Source organism: Zunongwangia sp. L-65, from assembly GCF_056859415.1.
Window position 1 is genome coordinate 31,290 of sequence record NZ_JBSXOK010000063.1, and the last position, 19,967, is coordinate 51,256.

At 35.8% G+C, this 19,967-nt stretch carries 14 protein-coding genes; 8 read left to right on the plus strand and 6 right to left on the minus strand.

Going from position 1 to position 19,967, the window contains the following annotated elements; all coding sequences use genetic code 11:
* Positions 1-9 precede the first annotated feature (9 nt).
* Complete coding sequence (locus AC13DP_RS11300) at positions 10-1,116, minus strand: fatty acid desaturase family protein (RefSeq protein ID WP_228250998.1); 1,107 nt, start codon at positions 1,114-1,116, stop codon at positions 10-12.
* A 103-nt stretch (positions 1,117-1,219) separates the two neighbouring features.
* Here AC13DP_RS11300 and rsmG point away from each other — a divergent pair, with 103 nt between their 5' ends.
* A complete protein-coding gene (gene rsmG / locus AC13DP_RS11305; RefSeq protein WP_013070440.1) occupies positions 1,220-1,849 on the plus strand; it encodes a 16S rRNA (guanine(527)-N(7))-methyltransferase RsmG in 630 nt (209 codons plus the stop codon).
* A 110-nt stretch (positions 1,850-1,959) separates the two neighbouring features.
* Here rsmG and AC13DP_RS11310 read toward each other — a convergent pair whose 3' ends face one another.
* Complete coding sequence (locus AC13DP_RS11310) at positions 1,960-8,208, minus strand: LamG-like jellyroll fold domain-containing protein (protein WP_483067841.1); 6,249 nt, start codon at positions 8,206-8,208, stop codon at positions 1,960-1,962.
* 280 nt (positions 8,209-8,488) lie between these two features.
* Positions 8,489-10,117 carry an L-glutamate gamma-semialdehyde dehydrogenase gene (pruA, locus tag AC13DP_RS11315; protein ID WP_013070442.1) on the minus strand — a complete coding sequence of 543 codons (1,629 nt, stop codon included), beginning with the start codon at positions 10,115-10,117 and terminating at the stop codon, positions 8,489-8,491.
* Positions 10,118-10,256: 139 nt separating this feature from the next.
* Between pruA and AC13DP_RS11320 the strand changes: the two genes are divergently transcribed.
* Positions 10,257-10,976: an NRDE family protein gene (locus AC13DP_RS11320; RefSeq protein WP_483067842.1), complete on the plus strand. Its 720-nt coding sequence runs from the start codon at positions 10,257-10,259 to the stop codon at positions 10,974-10,976.
* On the opposite strand, the gene apaG is transcribed toward AC13DP_RS11320, so the two are convergent.
* From apaG to AC13DP_RS11335, 3 genes are read right to left on the minus strand one after another with little or no spacing between them, the layout of a single operon-like run.
* Positions 10,968-11,354 (minus strand): Co2+/Mg2+ efflux protein ApaG, encoded by a 387-nt coding sequence (apaG, locus tag AC13DP_RS11325; protein ID WP_013070444.1) that lies wholly within the window; start codon positions 11,352-11,354, stop codon positions 10,968-10,970. The two genes, AC13DP_RS11320 and apaG, sit on opposite strands and share 9 nt — an antisense overlap.
* Positions 11,355-11,362: 8 nt before the next feature.
* Positions 11,363-12,436, minus strand: coding sequence for a DUF3667 domain-containing protein (locus AC13DP_RS11330; RefSeq protein ID WP_483067843.1), 1,074 nt, complete (start codon positions 12,434-12,436; stop codon positions 11,363-11,365).
* An 18-nt stretch (positions 12,437-12,454) separates the two neighbouring features.
* Complete coding sequence (locus tag AC13DP_RS11335) at positions 12,455-13,708, minus strand: type IX secretion system plug protein (protein WP_483067844.1); 1,254 nt, start codon at positions 13,706-13,708, stop codon at positions 12,455-12,457.
* A 168-nt stretch (positions 13,709-13,876) separates the two neighbouring features.
* Here AC13DP_RS11335 and AC13DP_RS11340 point away from each other — a divergent pair, with 168 nt between their 5' ends.
* Genes AC13DP_RS11340 through nqrF form a run of 6 tightly spaced genes read left to right on the plus strand, consistent with a single transcriptional unit; the run spans position 13,877 to position 19,868 of the window.
* On the plus strand, positions 13,877-15,223 hold the full coding sequence (locus AC13DP_RS11340; RefSeq protein ID WP_013070447.1) for a Na(+)-translocating NADH-quinone reductase subunit A: 1,347 nt from the start codon (positions 13,877-13,879) through the stop codon (positions 15,221-15,223).
* Positions 15,224-15,234: 11 nt separating this feature from the next.
* A complete protein-coding gene (locus AC13DP_RS11345; protein WP_347405819.1) occupies positions 15,235-16,419 on the plus strand; it encodes an NADH:ubiquinone reductase (Na(+)-transporting) subunit B in 1,185 nt (394 codons plus the stop codon).
* 2 nt (positions 16,420-16,421) lie between these two features.
* Positions 16,422-17,165, plus strand: a complete 744-nt coding sequence (locus tag AC13DP_RS11350; RefSeq protein WP_228250990.1) for a Na(+)-translocating NADH-quinone reductase subunit C — start codon at positions 16,422-16,424, stop codon at positions 17,163-17,165.
* 2 nt (positions 17,166-17,167) lie between these two features.
* Positions 17,168-17,926 (plus strand): NADH:ubiquinone reductase (Na(+)-transporting) subunit D, encoded by a 759-nt coding sequence (locus tag AC13DP_RS11355; RefSeq protein ID WP_013070450.1) that lies wholly within the window; start codon positions 17,168-17,170, stop codon positions 17,924-17,926.
* Positions 17,927-17,950: 24 nt separating this feature from the next.
* Positions 17,951-18,565, plus strand: a complete 615-nt coding sequence (gene nqrE, locus AC13DP_RS11360; RefSeq protein WP_013070451.1) for an NADH:ubiquinone reductase (Na(+)-transporting) subunit E — start codon at positions 17,951-17,953, stop codon at positions 18,563-18,565.
* A 16-nt stretch (positions 18,566-18,581) separates the two neighbouring features.
* Positions 18,582-19,868 carry an NADH:ubiquinone reductase (Na(+)-transporting) subunit F gene (gene nqrF / locus AC13DP_RS11365; protein WP_013070452.1) on the plus strand — a complete coding sequence of 429 codons (1,287 nt, stop codon included), beginning with the start codon at positions 18,582-18,584 and terminating at the stop codon, positions 19,866-19,868.
* The last annotated feature ends 99 nt before the right edge of the window (positions 19,869-19,967 follow it).

Here is a 19,967-nt window from a genome sequence, read left to right on the forward strand (position 1 = left end):
AAATAAGTATTAAGACGATATTGCAGGTTTTGCCCCCATTTCTTTTAAATATTTAAAATGGGCAATAATCGCTGCGCGTGTGGTTTTGTATTCGTTGTATGGCAAATTGCATTCCCTGGCGGTCTCTTTTACGATCTCGGCAATTTTTGAATAGTGAATATGACTAATATTTGGAAATATATGATGCTCTACCTGGTGGTTTAAACCGCCGGTGAACCAGTTTACTATTTTGTTTTTGGTTGAAAAATTTACCGTGGTAAATAATTGATGGATCGCCCAGGTGTTTTTCATAGAACCGGTGTCATCTGGTAATGGCATATCGGTCTCTTCAACAACATGAGCCAATTGAAATACAATACTTAAAATTAATCCGGCAGTATAGTGCATTACAAAAAATCCGATTAAAATTTTCCACCAGGCAATCGATAAAATAAGCATGGGAAGCATGATCCATACCGAAACATAGATGAGTTTTGTAATAGCAACAGTGCTCCATTGCTTTATGGGGTTAGGCATTTTTCCATAAGAAAGTTTTCTTTTAAGATACCTTTTTGTTTGTTTAAAGTCTGTGGTAATAGCCCAGTTAAAAGTTAAAAGACCATATAAGAAAATAGAATAATAATGCTGAAATTTATGGAATCTTCGCCATTGGGCATGTTTAGAAAAACGAATGATTCTACCGGCATCTAAATCTTCATCATGGCCGTGAATATTGGTATAGGTGTGATGAAGCACATTATGTTGTACCTGCCAGTTGTATACATTCCCGGCAAGAATATAAATCGTGCCTCCCATAAATTTATTTACCCATTTTTTAGAAGAATAGGAGCCGTGATTGCCATCATGCATAATATTCATGCCAACGCCGGCCATCCCCATTCCCATAACAATGGTAAGCAAAAGCATCCACCATTGCGAGATGTTTAAAGTGAGGATAAGAAAATAAGGTGTTAAAAACATGGAAAACATGATGGCCGTCTTTAAGTGCAATTGCCAGTTTCCTGTTTTTTTTATATTATTTTCTTTAAAATAATTGTTTACTCGCTTGTTTAGGGTTCTAAAAAAATTGGCAGAATCCTTTCGCGAAAATCGTATATGTGGTTGTGATAAATCCATTTTTATTTTTAATCTATAGTCAAAGGTAAAATATTAAACTTTCGAAACGAATTAAATAGCCACTTTAATACTAAATTTCTAATTTTGTTTAAAAATTAATCAATTGGAATTAATCAGGAAATATTTTGACGGACTTAGTCCAGAGCAAATTACTCATTTTGAACGTTTAGAAGATCTTTATAAAGACTGGAACCTTAAAATTAATGTGGTAAGCAGAAAAGATATCGACGAATTGTACCTGCGACATGTATTACATTCTCTAGGGATTGCTAAGGTTCAGAAATTTAATCCAGGTGCGCATATACTTGATGTAGGCACTGGTGGCGGTTTTCCTGGTATTCCAATGGCTATTCTTTTTCCTGAGGTAAGTTTTCATTTAGTAGATTCTATAGGTAAGAAAATGAAAGTGGTAGAAGAAGTTGTTGAAGGTTTAGGCTTGCAAAATGTAAAGACTACGAATGACCGTGTAGAGAATATCGATGGACATTACGACTTTATTATCAGTAGGGCAGTGGCGGCTATGCCTACATTTGTGAGATGGACTAAAGGGAAAATTGCTAAAAAAAGCACTCACGAATTAAAGAATGGAATTCTTTATTTAAAAGGTGGAGATTTAGCTGAAGAGCTCGCCGATTATCAAACGGCAAAAATCTATAATTTAACCGATTATTTTGAAGAAGATTTCTTCGAAACCAAAAAAGTAGTGCATTTACCATTAAAATATAAAGGCTAAAAAAGTGAAGTGGAAGCTCCACTTTTTATACTAATTATTCTTATTGTTAAAAAACTCAAAACATGAGCTATACAGTAGTGATAATTAGCTTTTTTGGATATTGAAAATTCTTAATTTCTAACAAACTTCAGATTAGTTACGCCTTTTTCCGTATAAATTTTCAGAATATATACCGCCGAACTCATTTTGCTTTCCATTGGAATGTATATTTCTGAAATAATAGGGATATCATTAAATGCTTTTATTAGACTTCCGTTAATGTTATAAATTAATAGTCTTTTAATCTGGATTAATTGTGGGTTTTCCAGATAGACACTTTGCTCTTCTGATAGATATAGCACTTTAAAGTTTCCTGTAATTTCTTCTTCGCTCTCTTCATTATTTTCCTCTTCTGAAATCTCTGGCTTCTCAGGATTTTCATCATTCTCACCAATATCTTCATTATCATCATCGCCTGTTTCGTCGCTGTCGGGATCTTCTTCAGCTGTTTCTTCCGCGTCAGGATCTTCAGCTTTTTGGAAAGTTATGGCGAAGCGATTTTTGTGATAGCCACTATCAATAGTGGCAATATATTTTTCTGCTTTTAAGTCATAATAAGTACTGTCTTTACGATCTAAAAGGTAAATTTCTTTTTCGGAAGGAATGTTTTCAAGAGAGTCAATTTCAATATAAAATTCATTATTCGACAAGACTATAAGTCCAAGGTCGAGCACACGATCATCATTAAAGTCTGGTATGCCCTGAATCACAAGTGGCTGATCTTCCATTAGCCAGAACATATCTTCCTTCTGGCGATCGTAAAGTGGAGCATCATACCCTAGATCAAATCCAAAGCTTGTGTTTTTATCAGCGCCTACAATGATTTGTCTATTAATGCCTCCAGGAGATTTAAAGTTTAATCGAATTTTCTGTCTTTCATCTGCCTTTACTTTTACGCTTGCATTAAGTGTTTTTAGAAAAACACTCTCTGGTTTTAAAAATTGTGATTCACTTGAAACGCTTTCTTTAGCAAATATTCTTTGGGCATTTCTAAATAGAATATCTCCTTGGCTAATAATGGTAATATTACTATTAGCATTGTTCAAATAGCTACTTACAAAAAATCCCTGTCCCACCGGGATATATTTTCCCGGTATTCGTTTGCTTTGCGAATTATTCGCATTAATTCTTTCGTCTGTAGCAACTGCCGGTACACTTCCTATTAAGTTTAAGGTCGCATAGCCGCCAACATAATCCTTTAAATAATGTGAATTACTATCGCCAAAATGATCCCAAAAATATACCGCTCCATTAAAAAGGTTTTTATCCCCTGTGGCACCATTAACAGTATTTTTATCAAGATTGTCAAGAATAAATTGTTCTGCATCTAAAGCTGAGGGATAAGGATTGCCAATTAGAAAAATTTCATTAGGTTGAATTTCTAATGTTATATTCCCATTATTAGGGAGCCCATTAAATGTATAATTCTGTAAAGTAGAAATAGCTACAGAACCAGAGGTTCCTTTCATTGTATAACCTTCACCAGCCTTTAGTTTTGTGTTTTGGTTTATTTGTTCCCATGCGGAATAAATTGCGATTTGGTGAAACCTATGTAACCAATAAGTACTAATTCTTTTTGGTCCCGTATAATTTCTGGAATCGGCCCAGGTATTTTGTCTACTAAATGAAATTTCCTGGATATTATCGGGATCGGTGCCGTCTTTTAAGACTTCTCCGATGGTGAATCCCGAGTTTATTGAATTTGTACTTACAGGAGAAGACCAATAGTTGTAGTTATAAGAATTCGCTGTGCCTTGTTGGTCTTTTTGAATGCTTCCACTGCTGTTGGGATCGAGTACACTTCCTTCGGTTTGGATTAATTGAGATTCTCCATTTAAGTCTATAATTCCGTCCAGCTTTAAATAGTCGGTTACGATTAATGGGTTGCCGGTCCCTCCTTTGGGTGGATTTGTTCCCATTATATTTAGAGTTCCTCCATTTGAAATTAATCCTAGCAATTGTAAAGGTTTTGTAGAAGTCGCATAAGGATAGAATATATCCTGAGAAATTTCTACAATATTCCAGTCTATAGTCGTTTCTCCATCAATACCATAACTTCCGGGAACTTGCCAAACATTCCTTTCTGATATTTTTGAATCGTTTATTGTAGGAGCCAAAAGCCATGTAGCCGGATTTGTCCAGTCTTGATTTTCTTCACTAAGAACATAGGGGAGGGGCGCAGTGTTATCCTGGGTAGTGGTAATATTTCTGATAAGACCATTGCTGTGATTGCCGGTTATTTCAGGAGTTAAACCTTTAGTAATAGCTTCAGGGTCACCTTTTAACTGATAATATGCTTCGATATCGGACCATTTTAGATCCCCGGGTACATCAACAGGTAGTAAATTTCCTCGTAAGGGATTACTGGCAACTGCAATACGTTGATTCATTAAAAATCGTAGCTGTTTTTCTGTAAGGCTTTTGTTCCAGATTCTTAGTTCTTCAATCCAACCATCAAAATAATTAGAAGGAGTATCCTGATTGGCGCTATCAAAAATAGCACCGATAATAAACGGAGAGTTACTATTGCCAGGAGCACTACCGCTTTTATTTGCTAAAGGAATACCGTCTACGTATAACTTCATATTCTTTTCCTTATACATTACGGCGATATGATGCCAGACTCCTTGCTTCACCTTATGTGAGGTTGAAATAGAATTATCATTCCACCTAAACGTTGGGGAGCCGGAGTTAATGATCAAATCATAGCCTCCTATATTTAGGTTTTGAACATCTCTTTTTGAAATAATTGTTTTTAAGCCGATATTACTTTCAGATTTAATCCATGCTTCAATGGTAAACTCTGTTTTATCCTGCATATTAAAAGAGTCACCTATCAAAATATGATCGTCTATTCCATCAAAATCGAGCGTATTGCAATTAGCTGATATTTTTAGATTTAAGTCTGCATAACTTGAACAGTTATCATTGGATACGGTCCATCTTAACGTATATTCTCCTTCATCACCTATAAATTTGGTGAAGGGGTCGCTGGGATCTATAAAATTATAATTTGAGGGACCATTGACTACACTCCATCTGCCAGTTCCAAATTCCGGTGTATTCGCATCTAGTGTTGTTTGAAAATAACCGCATCCTAAAGTTTTGTCTTCTCCAGTGATCGCCTGGGTTAATTTTTCCGGTTCTATGATATTGATTGTTCGGATAGCCTGACATTGATTGGCATCAATTACGGTAATAGTATACTCTCCAGGTTCAAGATTATTAAGTGTTTTTGAGGTTGATCCGGTTGCATCATTCCATAAATACTCATAAATGGCAGTTCCGTTCTCAACTTTGGGTGTGCCACCTGTAGGATTTACCGTCACCGTTGCTTTATCACAGGGACAAATAGGCTGCTGAATTTCAAACTCCATGGTAATCGGCTCATCAGGCTGCGTAATAACCACCGATGGGATTTTAAATATCGTTCCTTCGGAATCCTTAACCCAAACATCATAAGAACCGGCCTTTAAGATTTCAAATAAATTTTCCTTTTGATAACCCGAATTAGCATTGGTGATACTATAACTGTAAGGAGCTCTTCCTCCCGAAGCTTGTACCTTTATAGTTCCTAATTCAGAATCAAAACAATCTAACTGATTGGGGGTGGCTCTGGCGTAAAGGGGAGTAAAAACAATTTCCTGGTTATTAGTAGAGAAGCATTTAGACTTGCTGCTTTGTCCGCAGGCATTTTTGCTATTGTTGGAGAAGGTCAGGTAAATATTATCAATCGAAACTTCGTCACCACACTGGTAATTAATAGGTATCGTACGAGCATTAATGGGGATTCCTTCTTTTTCATAAAAACAACCAAACTCTCTTATTATTTTGGTTTCGCCAGTTTCTAAACTTTTAACGCTATAAGTGAATTCTGTATATAATGAGTATCTAGTTGTATTTTGATCAAGTTGAACATAAATATATTTCTGATCTCCGTTATTACAATTTTCTGATGTTATTTCTGTGCCTGAAGCATCACCAATGTAATATCCAGAAATACCAAAATCGTTAGAACCGCAATTGTCTACATAACATTCGCCTACATATTGTTGGTATATAAAATCACGACTAAAACCTTGGGCATCGGTAACCGTTAAAGTGATGTTTCGGTTACCTTCTGTAGGATAGGTAACCCTGTGAGATCCTATTCCGGTATTGGTGGTGTATGTTCCATCTGAGTCGAAATTCCAACTATAAGAATATGGAGGCATACCTCCATAGGCCGTAACATTTGCTACTTCAAAATAACTAACACGTACATTATTTTCCCCTTCACATATAGAAGTCGGTAAGATCTCTGCTTTTAAAATCTCATTAACCACAACATCCACAGTCTTACCACAACCGTTTTTGTCAAAAACGCTTAGTTTATAATTACCGGCCGCCAGATTTGTTGCTTTTTTTGTAGTAGCTATGACCATAGAATTACCGGCAGCTCTCCATTCATAGGTGTAACCAGGAGTTCCTCCACTGGGGTAAGCCTCTGCAGTACCTGTTTTAGAGTTAAAAACAGTAGTTCTGGTAGTGTTTACAGTTACATTTACTGCAGCGTCTGGCTCGTTTATTTGAATATCATTTGCTATTAATTTTTCACAATCTGTATTATTTTTATCTCTTATTTTCAAGGTATATGATCCTGGTTTTAAATTGTTAAAAACAGCTGAATTAAACCAGTTTTCACCATTATCAATACTATATTGAAAAGTTTCACTGCCTCCGGAGGCTCCTTTAAATTCAATTCTACCTGAGTCTTCCTGATAACAGTTAACATTAATTTTATTGTAATTAGAAATAAGTTCGTCTGGTTGATCTATGGTAAACAGTTGCTGAATACTACAGGCATTTGCATCTTTTATAAAGAGCGTATAAGTACCAGAGCTCAGGTTTGAGAAGTTCTTATCTGTTTGAAAATTAATGTTATCAATAGAATATTCATATGGGGTGGTGCCACCATTAACGTCTCCTATGGTAATTTCTCCATTTGAAGCGCCATAGCAATAGACATTGGTTATCGATGGAGCGCTAGCTTTAAGGTCTTCAGGTTGTGAGATTTGTATAGTCTGACTAATTGTACATCCATTGTTGTCAAGGATGGTTATATTGTATACGCCAGAAGATAAATTACTAAACTTTTTGTTTGTTTGGTAATTAGTGCCATCGATCGAATATTGGTATGGTGTTATTCCACCAGATACTCTTCCAATTGTGATACTTCCGTTACTTCCTCCAAAACAGGAAACGTTTTCTGAAGAAAGTCCAGACATACTTAGTTGTGTGGGCTCTTTAATGATAATATTTGTTGAAATAGAGCAATTATTTGCATCGCGAACATATAGCGTATAATTCCCTGCTGTAAGTGAATTAAATTCGGTATTAGAAGAAAAGCTAATTCCATCGATCGAATATTGATAAGGTGCTGTCCCACCGGAAACACTGCCAGCAGAAATAGTTCCGTCATTTCCACCAAAACAAGAAACATTTTCGGAGATTGGTGTTGCCATAGCTAATTGCTCTGGCTGTGTAATTTCGATATTTGTTGAAATAGAACAGTTATTAGCGTCGCGAACATACAGGGTATAATTCCCTGCTGTAAGTGAATTAAATTCGGTATTAGAAGAAAAGCTAGTTCCGTCTAAAGAATATTGATAAGGTGCTGTCCCACCAGAAACAGTACCCGCTGAAATTGATCCGTCATTTCCACCAAAACAAGAAACATTTTCGGAGATTGGTGTTGCCATAGCTAATTGCTCTGGTTGTGTAATTTCGATATTTGTTGAAATAGAACAATTATTTGCATCGCGAACATACAGTGTATAATTCCCTGCTGCAAGTGAATTAAATTCTGTATTAGAAGAAAAGCTAGTTCCGTCTAAAGAATATTGATAAGGTGCTGTCCCACCGGAAACACTGCCAGCAGAAATAGTTCCGTCACTTCCTCCAAAACAGGAAACCTTGGTGGGAGAAAATGATTCAAGAATAAATTTGTCTGGCTGATTAATAACAATTGATTCGATACCGGTATTTCCTGAGTCGTCGGATACTGATATGGTATAAGATCCGGCTTTTAAATTTACAAGATCTTTATTCGATGAAGAAAAAGAATTTGGTCCAGTCCATTGATAAGTATAGTTGCCGCTACCTCCAGATACTTCAATATCAATACTGCCATTATTAGCATTATGGCAGGTCGCATCTTTTGATGAAGATGTGATAATAAGGTCCTCTTCCAATCCGAAAGATTCAGATTGGTTGATTAAAGAAAGCGCTAAAAATAGCCCTAAAATTATGATGGCTCTAGGAAAAGTAGTTTTCTGCATAGGCAGATACCTTTAAAACTTTTCTTTGTAGCTATCTTTAAGTAGGATAAATTATTTTCAAAGATGCTTAGGGCACTCAATTTTCTCTTATCATTATGCATCGTAGCAAATCTAATATTTTTTTACAAAATATCGATAAAGTGCTGTTTTTTAGCGATAAAAGTTTTTGTTTTTAATTTTATTGTCTTGATGTTTATTATTAAAGTCTTTGTTGTTAATTCTATAAATAAAAAAAAGGCTACAATAAGTAGCCTTTTGGAATAAGTATCTTTATGAAAGATTATTCTTTCATAAATGGATATTTATAATCAGTTGCAGGAACAAAAGTTTCTTTAATTAAACGAGGAGATATCCAACGCATCAAATTAAGTTTAGAACCTGCTTTATCGTTCGTTCCACTAGCTCTTGCTCCACCAAATGGTTGTTGGCCTACAACAGCTCCGGTCGGTTTATCATTAATGTAGAAGTTACCTGCCGCATTTTGTAAAATATCTGTAGCTCTCGCTGCTTCGTAACGATCGCCAGAAAATACCGCTCCAGTAAGAGCATAAGCACTTGTGTTATCTACGGTATGAAGCGTTTCTTCCCATTTTTCATCTTCGTAAACATAAATAGTTACAACAGGACCAAATAGCTCCTCTTCCATAGTAGTATAGTGAGGGTCTTTTGCTAAAACAACTGTTGGTTCTACAAAATATCCTACAGATTTATCGTAATTACCCCCAACTACAATTTCTGCATCATCATCTTTTTTTACTTTCTCTATATAAGAAGCTAATTTATCAAAAGATCGTTCGTGAATTACAGCAGTAAAGAAATTGGTGAGATCTTCTGGAGATCCCATTTTAATTGATTTTACATCTTCTACCACAAAATCTTTGATTTCTGGCCATAAACTTTTTGGAAGGTAAACCCTAGATGCTGCACTACATTTTTGTCCCTGAAATTCGAATGCCCCTCTGGTAATTGCAGTAGCAACCTGTTTAGGGTTAGATGTTGGATGTGCGATGATAAAATCCTTACCGCCAGTCTCGCCAACAATTCTTGGGTATGACTTATATTTATGAATATTATTACCGATTTTGGCCCAAATATTTTTAAAAACTTCTGTGCTTCCGGTGTAGTGAATACCGGCAAAATCTGGGCTTTTTAAAACCGTATCTGTAATCATTTCAGGATCTCCCATAACCATATTTATAACTCCTTCTGGGACTCCTGCTTCCTTAAATACATCCATTAAAACCTGTGCAGACATCATTTGGCTATCACTTGGCTTCCAAATAGCAACATTTCCCATTAAAGCCGCACTAGTAGGAAGATTACCAGCAATTGCCGTAAAGTTAAATGGTGTTACAGCGTAAACAAAACCTTCTAATGGTCTGTATTCAACTCTGTTCCAACATCCATCAGAAGAGTTTGGTTGCTCATTATAAAGCTCTGTCATATACTCCACGTTAAAACGTAAGAAATCACAAATCTCTGCAGCCGAGTCAATTTCTGCCTGAAAAATAGTTTTTGATTGCCCTATCATTGTTGCCGCATTCATCTTTTGGCGATATGGGCCAGAGATTAGATCTGCAGCTTTAAGGAACACAGCAGCTCGTTGTTCCCACTCTAACTTTGCCCATTTTTTACGAGCTTCTAAAGCAGTATCTATTGCTTTTTCAATATGTTTTTTCTCAGCTAAATGATAAACTCCACATTCATGTTTATGATCGTGAGGTGGATTTATAGTAGCTGTTTTTCCGGTCCTGATTTCCTCAGAACCTATGTAAAGTGGTACATCAAATTTAGTGTTGTACAACTCTTTATATGTTAATAATACTTCTTCTCTTTCTGGTGTTCCCGGAGCGTAAGTTTTTACTGGCTCATTTACAGCTTTAGGAACGTGAAAAAATCCTTTTCCCATGTTATTGTTTTTCTAGTTTTTATAGGTTTTTAAATCATTTTAAAGGTAAAAAAATAATAAAGATTAAGCATAACTAAATTAGGCTTTTAAGTAAGCTTAACTTTTTTCGTACATTCAGCTTTTTGTTTAAGAAAATATTATGTGTACAGTAAGTATTTTTCCCGGAGAAGAAAATTCAAATTCTTTCTTGTTAAGCTTTAACCGCGATGAGGCCGTAAATCGGCGAACTTTTGCACCTACAATGCATTATGTTAATGGATGTGAAATGATTTTTCCAAAAGATGCGGTTGCAGGAGGTACCTGGCTGGGTGTAAGCGATAAAAAACGACTGGTTGGGATTATGAATGGAGAATTTAAAGCTCATAAACGAAATCCACCTTACCAAAAAAGTAGAGGAGTTATTGTAAAAGAATTTTTAGCTGCAGACGCCGTAAAAGCCTACGCTGAAAATTATGATTTTAAAGGAATAGAACCTTTTACAATGCTTTGTGCAGATTGGAATTTAGGTTTGGTAATTACAGAAATGGTTTGGGATGCTAAACAACTCCACTTAAGAGATATTCCGCTAAAACCTCAAATCTGGTCTTCTTCACCTTTATATGACTCGGACATGAAAAAACAGCGAGAGAATTGGTTCGATGATTTCAGGAGAAATAATGAAATTACAGCAGAGAAAGTTTGGGACTTTCATCATAAGGCCGGCATTGGAGATCAACATATCGATTTAATAGTAGATCGTGGATTTTTAAAAACACAAAGTATTTCCCAGATTGAAATTAGCGAAAATAGAAAGCAGTTTAGATATGAAGAATTAGCTACCGGAAACATTGAAATACTAAGCTTGGATCATTTAGTTTAGTGCGAACGGCGCACTTAACTTAAAAGAAGGAATCTGTACTCTGAATTTTCGGGTAGAAGTGAAATTAATCATGTTGTAATATCCGCTCATGGCCCCAAATGGAGTATTTAGAAGGCATCCACTTTGGTAGGTGTGTTTTTCTCCTGGTTTTATCACTGGTTTTTTGCCAATAACCCCTTCACCTTCTACAGTTTCGGTTTTATTTAATGCATCTTTGATTTTCCAAAATCTAGATTTTAACTGAACCGAATCATTACTTTGATTTTCTATCGTCACTTTATAACCAAAAGCATATCTTACCTGATAGCGATCGTAAAGAATGCCATCAAAAAAAGTCTGTACTGAAATTTTAATACCTTTAGTTATTTGTTCAACCATATGAATTTCTAAAAAATTGCGAACGAGCCGAATACCGATATCAATCCCACAATTATGGCTAAGGTAAAAAATATTATGTTGAGAATCATAAATTTAACAATGGTTTTGAATTTGCCCTGTGCGTAGAATTTTCGTAATCCCTGGTACAGATATCCGATAAAAATAATATTGGCAATATTTACTCCGTAACTATTTTTGGTGAAAATATCTATAATCAATGCAACGCTATACAATATGAAAAACATGCTCTGTGTATGAAATGCAAATGTAAGATGCTCCATATAGTTATATTTCGACCGAATATAAATCAGACTTAAGAAAAGTGTAAAGATGGGTAAGAATATAAATATGATAAAAGGAAGTTTACCGATTAAGTAATTAAGGAAAAGTTGAGGGTTTTCTCTTACTAAATTAAAATCTATAGCCTTTTTATACACCCACCGGTTAAACGCCGAGTTTTTTAGTTTGAGTTTAGAAAGCGCATCTGAAGGATTTGTATTTCTGGATTCAATAAAATAATGGTGAAATAAGGTAGTTTTAACGTCTAAAGCCTTCATAAAAGACATCGTGTCTATTTCCTCTTGTTTTACTAAGTAGTCTTTATACGTTTTTTCTTTATTTGAAAGTATAATTGAATCCAATTGTTTAAAAGAGGCTCCTCCAAAGTCGATATCAGCATTATTTTCCTCATTAAGTTTTTTTAATTCTGTAGTAATCTCTTCAGGGTTTTTGCCAAGATTTATACCTTCAAAAGAATTATCGTAACCATAGATTAGAAAGAAAATAATGGCTGTAGTTAAAAAGAAGCGATAAGGATTTACGTATCTCATTCTCTTACCCTGAATATAATCTTTGGAGATTTTACCAGGTTTAAAAAGCAGTATCCTCATAGTTCTTATGAACCGGGAGTCATAGGCAAAAAGACCTGAGAAAAATTCAGAAAAGAAGTCACCCAAAGCCAATTTTTTAATAGAGTTTAATTGGCCGCAATTGGGGCAAAACTTATGCTCTTCTTCTAAACTTCTCCCGCAGTTAAGACATTCTTCACCGCGATACTTTACTAAAGATCGTCTAGAGTTCATGAGATTATATGCAATTGGTTAGTTGCTAATATTCTTGGAGTTTGCCGTGCCCATGCCAATAATCCTGTCATATCTTCCCCCGATTTCGCGATAATAGATGAGTACTCGATATTCATTTTCTGTTTCGTCGTAGTTTCCACTAATAAACCCTTCATTTATGGCACCGTCTTTATTTACAAGTACATATTTATAATCGTAGTATCCCTGTTTAAAAAGACGGGCAGTTTCATAATATCCGGTTTCTTCGTTGTAATTAAGCGCCGTACTTTGGTCGGGAGTGAAATTATTAAAATTTCCGTAAATATGTAATATTCCACCATCTAATGGCTCATAATTTTTTAAAGAAAAGTGAACCCAGGTATATTCGGCTTCAGTGTCAACATCTTCAGCATCAAGTTGTCTAATTACAAATCCGCCATTAATATCAGGATTATAAGTATAAGGGGGCGTAGCCCTAGAGATGTCCAGATTCAAATAATGGTGGTATAGTTGATCTACGTCGATTCTTGCAATATCTGCGGTTGTCGCTCTAAGATCTTTGGTGTCAAATTTCAAATATTCATTAGCGCCCCAAAAGGAAGTTGGCATATCATATCGATAAATTAACTGGTTACCGATGGTGTATTGGGGTTTGATGTCTTTAATGGCAGTTTTTAAGTTGTTATTCTGAATAATTAAAGGCTTTACAGTTTGATCGGGATTTCGAAGCAACAGGCTAGGGGAATCTACTGTGAAATTTACCACTTGTTTAGTGTCTATAAATTGAAGTTCTCTAGCTCTTTTGATAACAGGAGTGACAGTAACTTCAGATTCGTAAATCATAAATTTTCTTGAAAAAACCAGTTCTTCATTTTCATTGAAAATCTTAATCATATAATTTCCAGAAACTTTTAGTGCCTTGGTATACTGGTTCGGAATACTTAATTCGTAATGCGAAAAAGGCTGAAGGGTATTATAAGAATTTTGGTAATTCATAATTCTTATATTATCCAGGCCTTCCATATATTCATTTTTCGAAAGTTGTGTAGGGCGCCAGTTATAGTCGTAATATTGTATTTTATAATAATAATCGGCTTCATCTCCAATGATATCGTCAAATGTTAAATTTAACATTCCGTTGATTGGGATTATAGGATTTCCATTATTGGTAGAATTTTCCCCATATAATTTAACAGTTCTTATGTAATTTGGTGGAGCCATTTCCTGCTCTGCTTGACTAAGGCCAAGGCTTGTAAAGCTTAAGAAAACGATCAAAAAAACTAATCTATTCATTGTGAAAAAATATAGGTAAATGTACTTACAATTAGTATACCTTAATTTAATGCTTCTTATTTTAACAATTGACTAGCCCGAAAAAACAGTAGTTTGTTGGGAAAAATCTCGTGAAAAATATAAATTTGCACGACTTTAAAATAAACTTTATAATATACACTCCATCCTATGTCAAAAGACATTCGAATTAAAAGAGGACTTACTCTACGATTAAAAGGGGAGGCGGAAAAACAAATAGTTGAGGCCCCAAGGTCCAAGACCTATGCGATTAAACCTCCAGATTTTCACTCAGTTGTTCCTAAAATGGTTCTTAAAGAAGGAGCCAAAGTACTAGCGGGAGACGAAATTTTCTTTTCTAAATATACAGAAGAGGTAAGATTTACTTCGCCGGTTAGCGGAACCCTGAAAGAAATTAAAAGAGCTGAAAAGCGCCGAATAGTTGAGGTGATTATCGAAGCCGATACTACAGATTCTTACAAAGATTTTGGAAAACTTAATGCAGCTACCGCTCCGGCTGAAGCTGTTAAGGAAAAAATCCTTGCAAGTGGTTGCGGTGCTTTTATCATGCAACGTCCTTATGACATTGTAGCAGATCCAAAAGATACGCCAAAGGCGATTTTTATCTCTGCCGTAACTACAGCACCTTTAGCTGCAGACTTAGGCTTTGTTTTAAAAGACAAGGTAAAAGCATTTCAGGAAGGTATTTACGCTTTACAAAAACTTACACCGGGGAAAGTCCATCTATCTGTAGATGATTCTTCGTATCCAGTTCTTAAGGATATCCAAGGTGTAGAGTTACATAAAGTTAGTGGCCCTCACCCTGCAGGTAATGTAGGTGTGCAAATCCATAAGATCGATCCTGTAAATGCGGGCGAGCGCGTTTGGGTGGTAGGTGCAGATCACGTTCCGGTAATCGGAAATCTATTTTTAACCGGATACTTCCAGCCTAAAAAAGCAATTGCTTTAGCAGGAAGTGAAGCTAAGGATAGAAAATACTATAATGTGATTATTGGAGCAAATTCTGCAGATCTTATCGGTAATCAAGTTCCAGATGATGTAAGGATTATTTCTGGAGATGTGTTAACTGGAGATCAGATCTCCAATAATCATTATTTAGGATTTTATCATAATACATTAACCTTAATTCCTGAAGGTAACAACTACAGAATGTTTGGATGGTTACCTTTTACTTATAATAATATCCATTCTAATTCGAAAACATCATTGTCATGGTTGTTTCCTAATAGAAAATATGAGCCTACCACTAATCTTCATGGTGAAGAGCGTGCTTTGGTAGTTACGGGAGAAATGGAAGAGGTTTTTCCTATGGATATTTATCCAATGCAATTGCTAAAGGCATGTATGGCTGGTGATATCGAGAAAATGGAAAATTTAGGAATTTACGAAGTAGCTCCTGAAGATTTTGCATTGATAGATTATGTAAACACTTCTAAAATAGAAGCTCAGGAAATCATTCGTCTTGGTTTAGACTTAATGATTACTGAAGTAGGATAAAAAGTTTAATTATGGAATGGATAAGACAACGATTAGATAAATTTAAAGAGCCTTTTGGTAAGGGCAAAAAACTTGAAAAGTACGCTCCTGCCATTAATGCTCTGGATACTTTTTTGTTTACACCTAACCACACCACTAAAACCGGTGCTCACATTCGTGATGGTGTAGATCTAAAAAGAACAATGATTACAGTAGTGTTAGCCCTAATCCCGGCCCTTATTTTTGGGATGTGGAATGGTGGATACCAGTACTTACATCAATTACCAGAATATGCGAATGGTGTTCCGTTTATGGATGCCTTTTTAGAAGGAGCTTCGAAAATCGTACCTATGATCATAGTTTCTTATGCTATAGGTCTTGGAATTGAGTTTGCTTTCGCAATTTTTAGAGGGCATGAAGTTAACGAAGGTTACCTGGTAACTGGATTACTTATTCCTATGGTAATGCCAATTGATATTCCGCTTTGGATGGTTGGTGTTTCTGTAGTTTTTTCTGTAATTATTGGTAAAGAAGCTTTTGGGGGTACAGGGATGAATATTCTTAACCCGGCCTTAACGGCACGTGCATTTGCTTTCTTTGCCTATCCAACTTATATGTCTGGTAATACTGTATGGGTACACAATGCTTATGAGGTCGACGGTGTTTCAGGAGAGACTATTTTAGGGAAGTTAGCATCAGGTACAGATGTTCCTTACAATACAATGGATATGTTCTCTGGTTTAATTCCGGGTTCTATTGCAGAAACGTCAACAATTTGTATTCTGGCCGGTGCTCTTATTTTAGTACTTACTAAAGTAGGGAGCTGGAGAATTATTTTAAGTGGGTTTATTGGGGCAGCAATAATGGCTTTTATATTTAACTCACTTCCAGCTTTAGGTGTTGAAGGAAATGATCTAACTAATTTCCCATGGTACAATCACCTGGTAATTGGAGGTCTTGCTTTTGGAGTGGTGTTTATGGCAACAGATCCTGTATCTGCAGCGCAAACAATGAAAGGGAAATGGATTTATGGATTTTTGATTGGATTCTTTGCGGTGATGATCAGAATCTTTAACCCTGCATATCCGGAAGGAATTATGTTAGCGATCTTATTAATGAATGTATTTGCTCCTGTAATCGATCACTATGTGATTCAAGGAAATGTGAAGAAAAGAAAGAAAAGATTAGCTACAGTTAAAGAAGTGAAAACAGCTTAGTTATGGAAGAGAAAACAGTAAATAAAACAAATACAAACGGCTATACTTTTATATTCGCTATTATAATGGTGTTAGTGGTAGCCAGTGTACTTGCTTTTACGGCAACATCGCTAAAGCCTTTGCAAAGTGAGAATGTGCGTAATGAAAAAATGCAAAACATTCTTGCTACTGTAGGTATAGAAACCAGCAGGGACAGCGCACAGGCTTTATATGATAAATACATTACAGAAACAATTTCTTTAAGAGAAGATGGTTCTGTAGACAAATCGGTTGATGCTTTTGAGGTAGACCTAACAAAAGAATTGCGTAAACCAGTGAATGAGCAAATTTACCCATTATATATAGCCGATATCGAGGGTGCTAAATATTATATAGTACCTCTTAGAGGTAAAGGACTTTGGGATGCGATCTGGGGATATATTTCTCTTAAGGATGATGTCAATACAGTAAAAGGTGCTGTTTTTGATCACAAAGGGGAAACACCAGGTCTTGGAGCAGAAATTACACAGGCATGGTTTCAGGAACGTTTTGAAGATGAAAAAATATTTGATGGAAACGGAAATCTTATAGGAGTGTCTGTTGTAAAAGGAAGTAAGGGAGATGCAGATAAAGATGATAATCAGGTTGATGCCATATCTGGTGCTACCATTACCGGTAACGGCGTTTCTGATATGATATCTGAGAGATTAAAGCATTACCTGCCTTATTTTAAGCAACAAACTGATGTTAAAGTAGCAACTAAGTAATTATGAAGACAGATAACAAACAAACTTCTACAGATTCGGCTCAAAAGGCTGCTGAGAAGAAAAAAGATGAAATGATTCTGTTCTTATCAAGTTCAGAAGAGAAGGAACATTTTCTGTCTAAGAATAACAGGAAATTATTATCAGATCCATTTAACGACAATAACCCGATTACTGTACAGGTATTAGGTATTTGTTCGGCATTAGCAATTACGGTACAATTAAGGCCTGCTTTAGTAATGGCTTTGGCGGTAATAGTAGTAGTAGCTTTTTCTAACATCATCGTTTCTTTAATTAGAAATTTAATTCCTAATAGAATTAGGATTATCGTACAGCTTGTAGTAGTTGCCTCTTTAGTGATTTTAGTGGATCAGGTACTTAAAGCCTACTCTTATGATGTGAGTAAGCAGCTTTCGGTTTTCGTAGGTCTTATTATTACAAACTGTATCGTAATGGGACGTTTAGAGGCTTTCGCTTTAGGAAATGGTGTGTATAAATCTTTTCTTGACGGTATAGGAAATGGAGCCGGTTATGGTTTTATTCTTATCGTAGTGGCTTTCTTTAGAGAACTATTAGGTTCAGGGAAATTATTTGGATACGAAGTCTTAGGACATAAAGCGCCAACATTAGCAGATTCTACTGGTCTTTATGCCTTAGGTTATGAAAATAACGGTTTGATGTTGTTATCACCAATGGCACTTATTATTGTAGGGATCATTATTTGGGTACAACGTGCAAGAAACCGCAAACTAATCGAAGAATAATTATCAACAGCGAATTATCTTATTATGGAATATTTAAATTTATTTGTTAGAAGTATTTTCATAGAAAATATGATTTTTGCCTACTTCTTAGGAATGTGTTCCTATTTAGCAGTGTCAAAAACAGTGAATACCGCTGTTGGTCTTGGTGCGGCAGTAATATTTGTACTTACCGTAACGGTACCAATCAACTTTCTATTAGATCAGTATTTATTAAGCCCTGGTGCTTTATCCTGGTTAAATCCTGAATATGCTAATGTGGATCTTAGTTTCTTAAGTTTTATCATGTTTATTGCGGTAATTGCCTCTATGGTACAACTTGTAGAAATGATTGTAGAGAAATTTGCTCCGGCACTGTATGGAGCATTAGGTATTTTTCTTCCGCTTATTGCAGTAAACTGTGCCATCTTAGGTGGGTCTTTATTTATGCAACAAAAGAATTTTGGAGGGATAGGAGAAGCCGTAACTTATGGTTTTGGTAGTGGTATAGGATGGTTTTTGGCCATTATTGCTATCGCTGCAATTAGAGAAAAAATTACCTACTCTAATGTTCCTGCACCATTAAAAGGTCTTGGTATAACATTTATCATTACAGGACTAATGGCGATAGGATTTATGAGTTTTATGGGTATTAAATTATAAAAGAAAAACAACAACAATGACAGTTATAATTGCAAGTATAGTTGTATTCTTAATTTTGATCCTTCTTTTGGTTTCTATTCTTCTAGGGGCTAAAGCGAAGTTAATCCCTTCGGGACCGGTTAAAATTAATGTAAACGGAGAAAAAGACCTTGAAGTTAGTTCTGGAGGAACGCTGCTTGGTACTTTAGGTTCAGAGAAACTTTTCCTTCCTTCTGCTTGTGGTGGAGGTGGTACCTGCATCCAGTGTAAATGTATCGTTAAAGAAGGAGGAGGAACACTTTTACCTACAGAAGAACCACACTTTACCCGTAAGGAAATCGCTGATGGCTGGAGACTTGGTTGCCAGGTGAAGGTAAAACAGGATATGAAGATTCAGATTCCTGAAGAAGTTTTTGGAATTAAAAAATGGGAAGCGACGGTAGTAAGAAACTATAATGTTGCTTCTTTTATTAAGGAATTTGTAGTGGAAATTCCTGAAGATATGGACTATAAAGCGGGAGGATATATTCAGATTGAAATTCCGAAATGTGAGGTTCCATATAAAGATATCGATATTACCGCTCACCCTGAAGAGCATGAAACACCGGATAAATTTCAAGCGGAGTGGGATAAGTTTAACTTATGGCCTCTTGTAATGAAAAACAATGAAACCGTGGAGCGTGCATATTCTATGGCTTCTTATCCGGCAGAAGGACGTGAGATTATGCTTAACGTTCGTATTGCTACTCCACCATGGGATAGAGGTAAGAACGGATGGATGGATGTAAACCCTGGTATTGCTTCCTCATATATCTTCTCTAGAAAGAAAGGTGATAAAGTAACTATATCAGGACCTTATGGAGAATTCTTTATTAATGAAAGTGATGCAGAAATGCTTTACGTAGGTGGTGGTGCAGGTATGGCACCAATGCGTTCTCACTTATATCATCTTTTCCGTACTGTAAAAACAGGTAGGAAAGTAACGTACTGGTATGGTGGACGTTCTAAACGAGAACTTTTTTATACAGAACATTTTAGAGCCTTAGAAAGAGATTTTCCTAACTTTAAATTCTATTTAGCGCTTTCAGAGCCTTTAGAAGAGGACAATTGGAAAGAAAAAGACGGAATTGATGGAGAAGGCGACGGTTTCGTAGGCTTTATTCACCAGGTTGTAATTGATAATTACTTGAGTCATCATGATGAACCAGAGGATATAGAATATTATTTCTGTGGACCACCGCTTATGAATAAAGCGGTAGAGAAAATGACCGAAGATTTTGGAGTACCTCGTGAGAATGTAAGATTCGATGATTTTGGAGGATAATTCAAAATTTAGCATATAATTTTAAAAAGCCGACTTGAACAAGTCGGCTTTTTTTATAATCTTTTGTGTCAGGCTTTAGTCTTCTATTCGTAATTTTGT

Coding starts and splice junctions, on each gene's coding strand:
- AC13DP_RS11300 (WP_228250998.1), bottom strand. CDS start 1,116: ATGGATTTATCACAACCACATATACGATTTTCGCGAAAGGATTCTGCC.
- AC13DP_RS11310 (WP_483067841.1), bottom strand. CDS start 8,208: ATGCAGAAAACTACTTTTCCTAGAGCCATCATAATTTTAGGGCTATTT.
- pruA (WP_013070442.1), bottom strand. CDS start 10,117: ATGGGAAAAGGATTTTTTCACGTTCCTAAAGCTGTAAATGAGCCAGTA.
- AC13DP_RS11320 (WP_483067842.1), top strand. CDS start 10,257: ATGTGTACAGTAAGTATTTTTCCCGGAGAAGAAAATTCAAATTCTTTC.
- apaG (WP_013070444.1), bottom strand. CDS start 11,354: ATGGTTGAACAAATAACTAAAGGTATTAAAATTTCAGTACAGACTTTT.
- AC13DP_RS11330 (WP_483067843.1), bottom strand. CDS start 12,436: ATGAACTCTAGACGATCTTTAGTAAAGTATCGCGGTGAAGAATGTCTT.
- AC13DP_RS11335 (WP_483067844.1), bottom strand. CDS start 13,708: ATGAATAGATTAGTTTTTTTGATCGTTTTCTTAAGCTTTACAAGCCTT.
- AC13DP_RS11340 (WP_013070447.1), top strand. CDS start 13,877: ATGTCAAAAGACATTCGAATTAAAAGAGGACTTACTCTACGATTAAAA.
- AC13DP_RS11345 (WP_347405819.1), top strand. CDS start 15,235: ATGGAATGGATAAGACAACGATTAGATAAATTTAAAGAGCCTTTTGGT.
- AC13DP_RS11350 (WP_228250990.1), top strand. CDS start 16,422: ATGGAAGAGAAAACAGTAAATAAAACAAATACAAACGGCTATACTTTT.
- AC13DP_RS11355 (WP_013070450.1), top strand. CDS start 17,168: ATGAAGACAGATAACAAACAAACTTCTACAGATTCGGCTCAAAAGGCT.
- nqrE (WP_013070451.1), top strand. CDS start 17,951: ATGGAATATTTAAATTTATTTGTTAGAAGTATTTTCATAGAAAATATG.
- nqrF (WP_013070452.1), top strand. CDS start 18,582: ATGACAGTTATAATTGCAAGTATAGTTGTATTCTTAATTTTGATCCTT.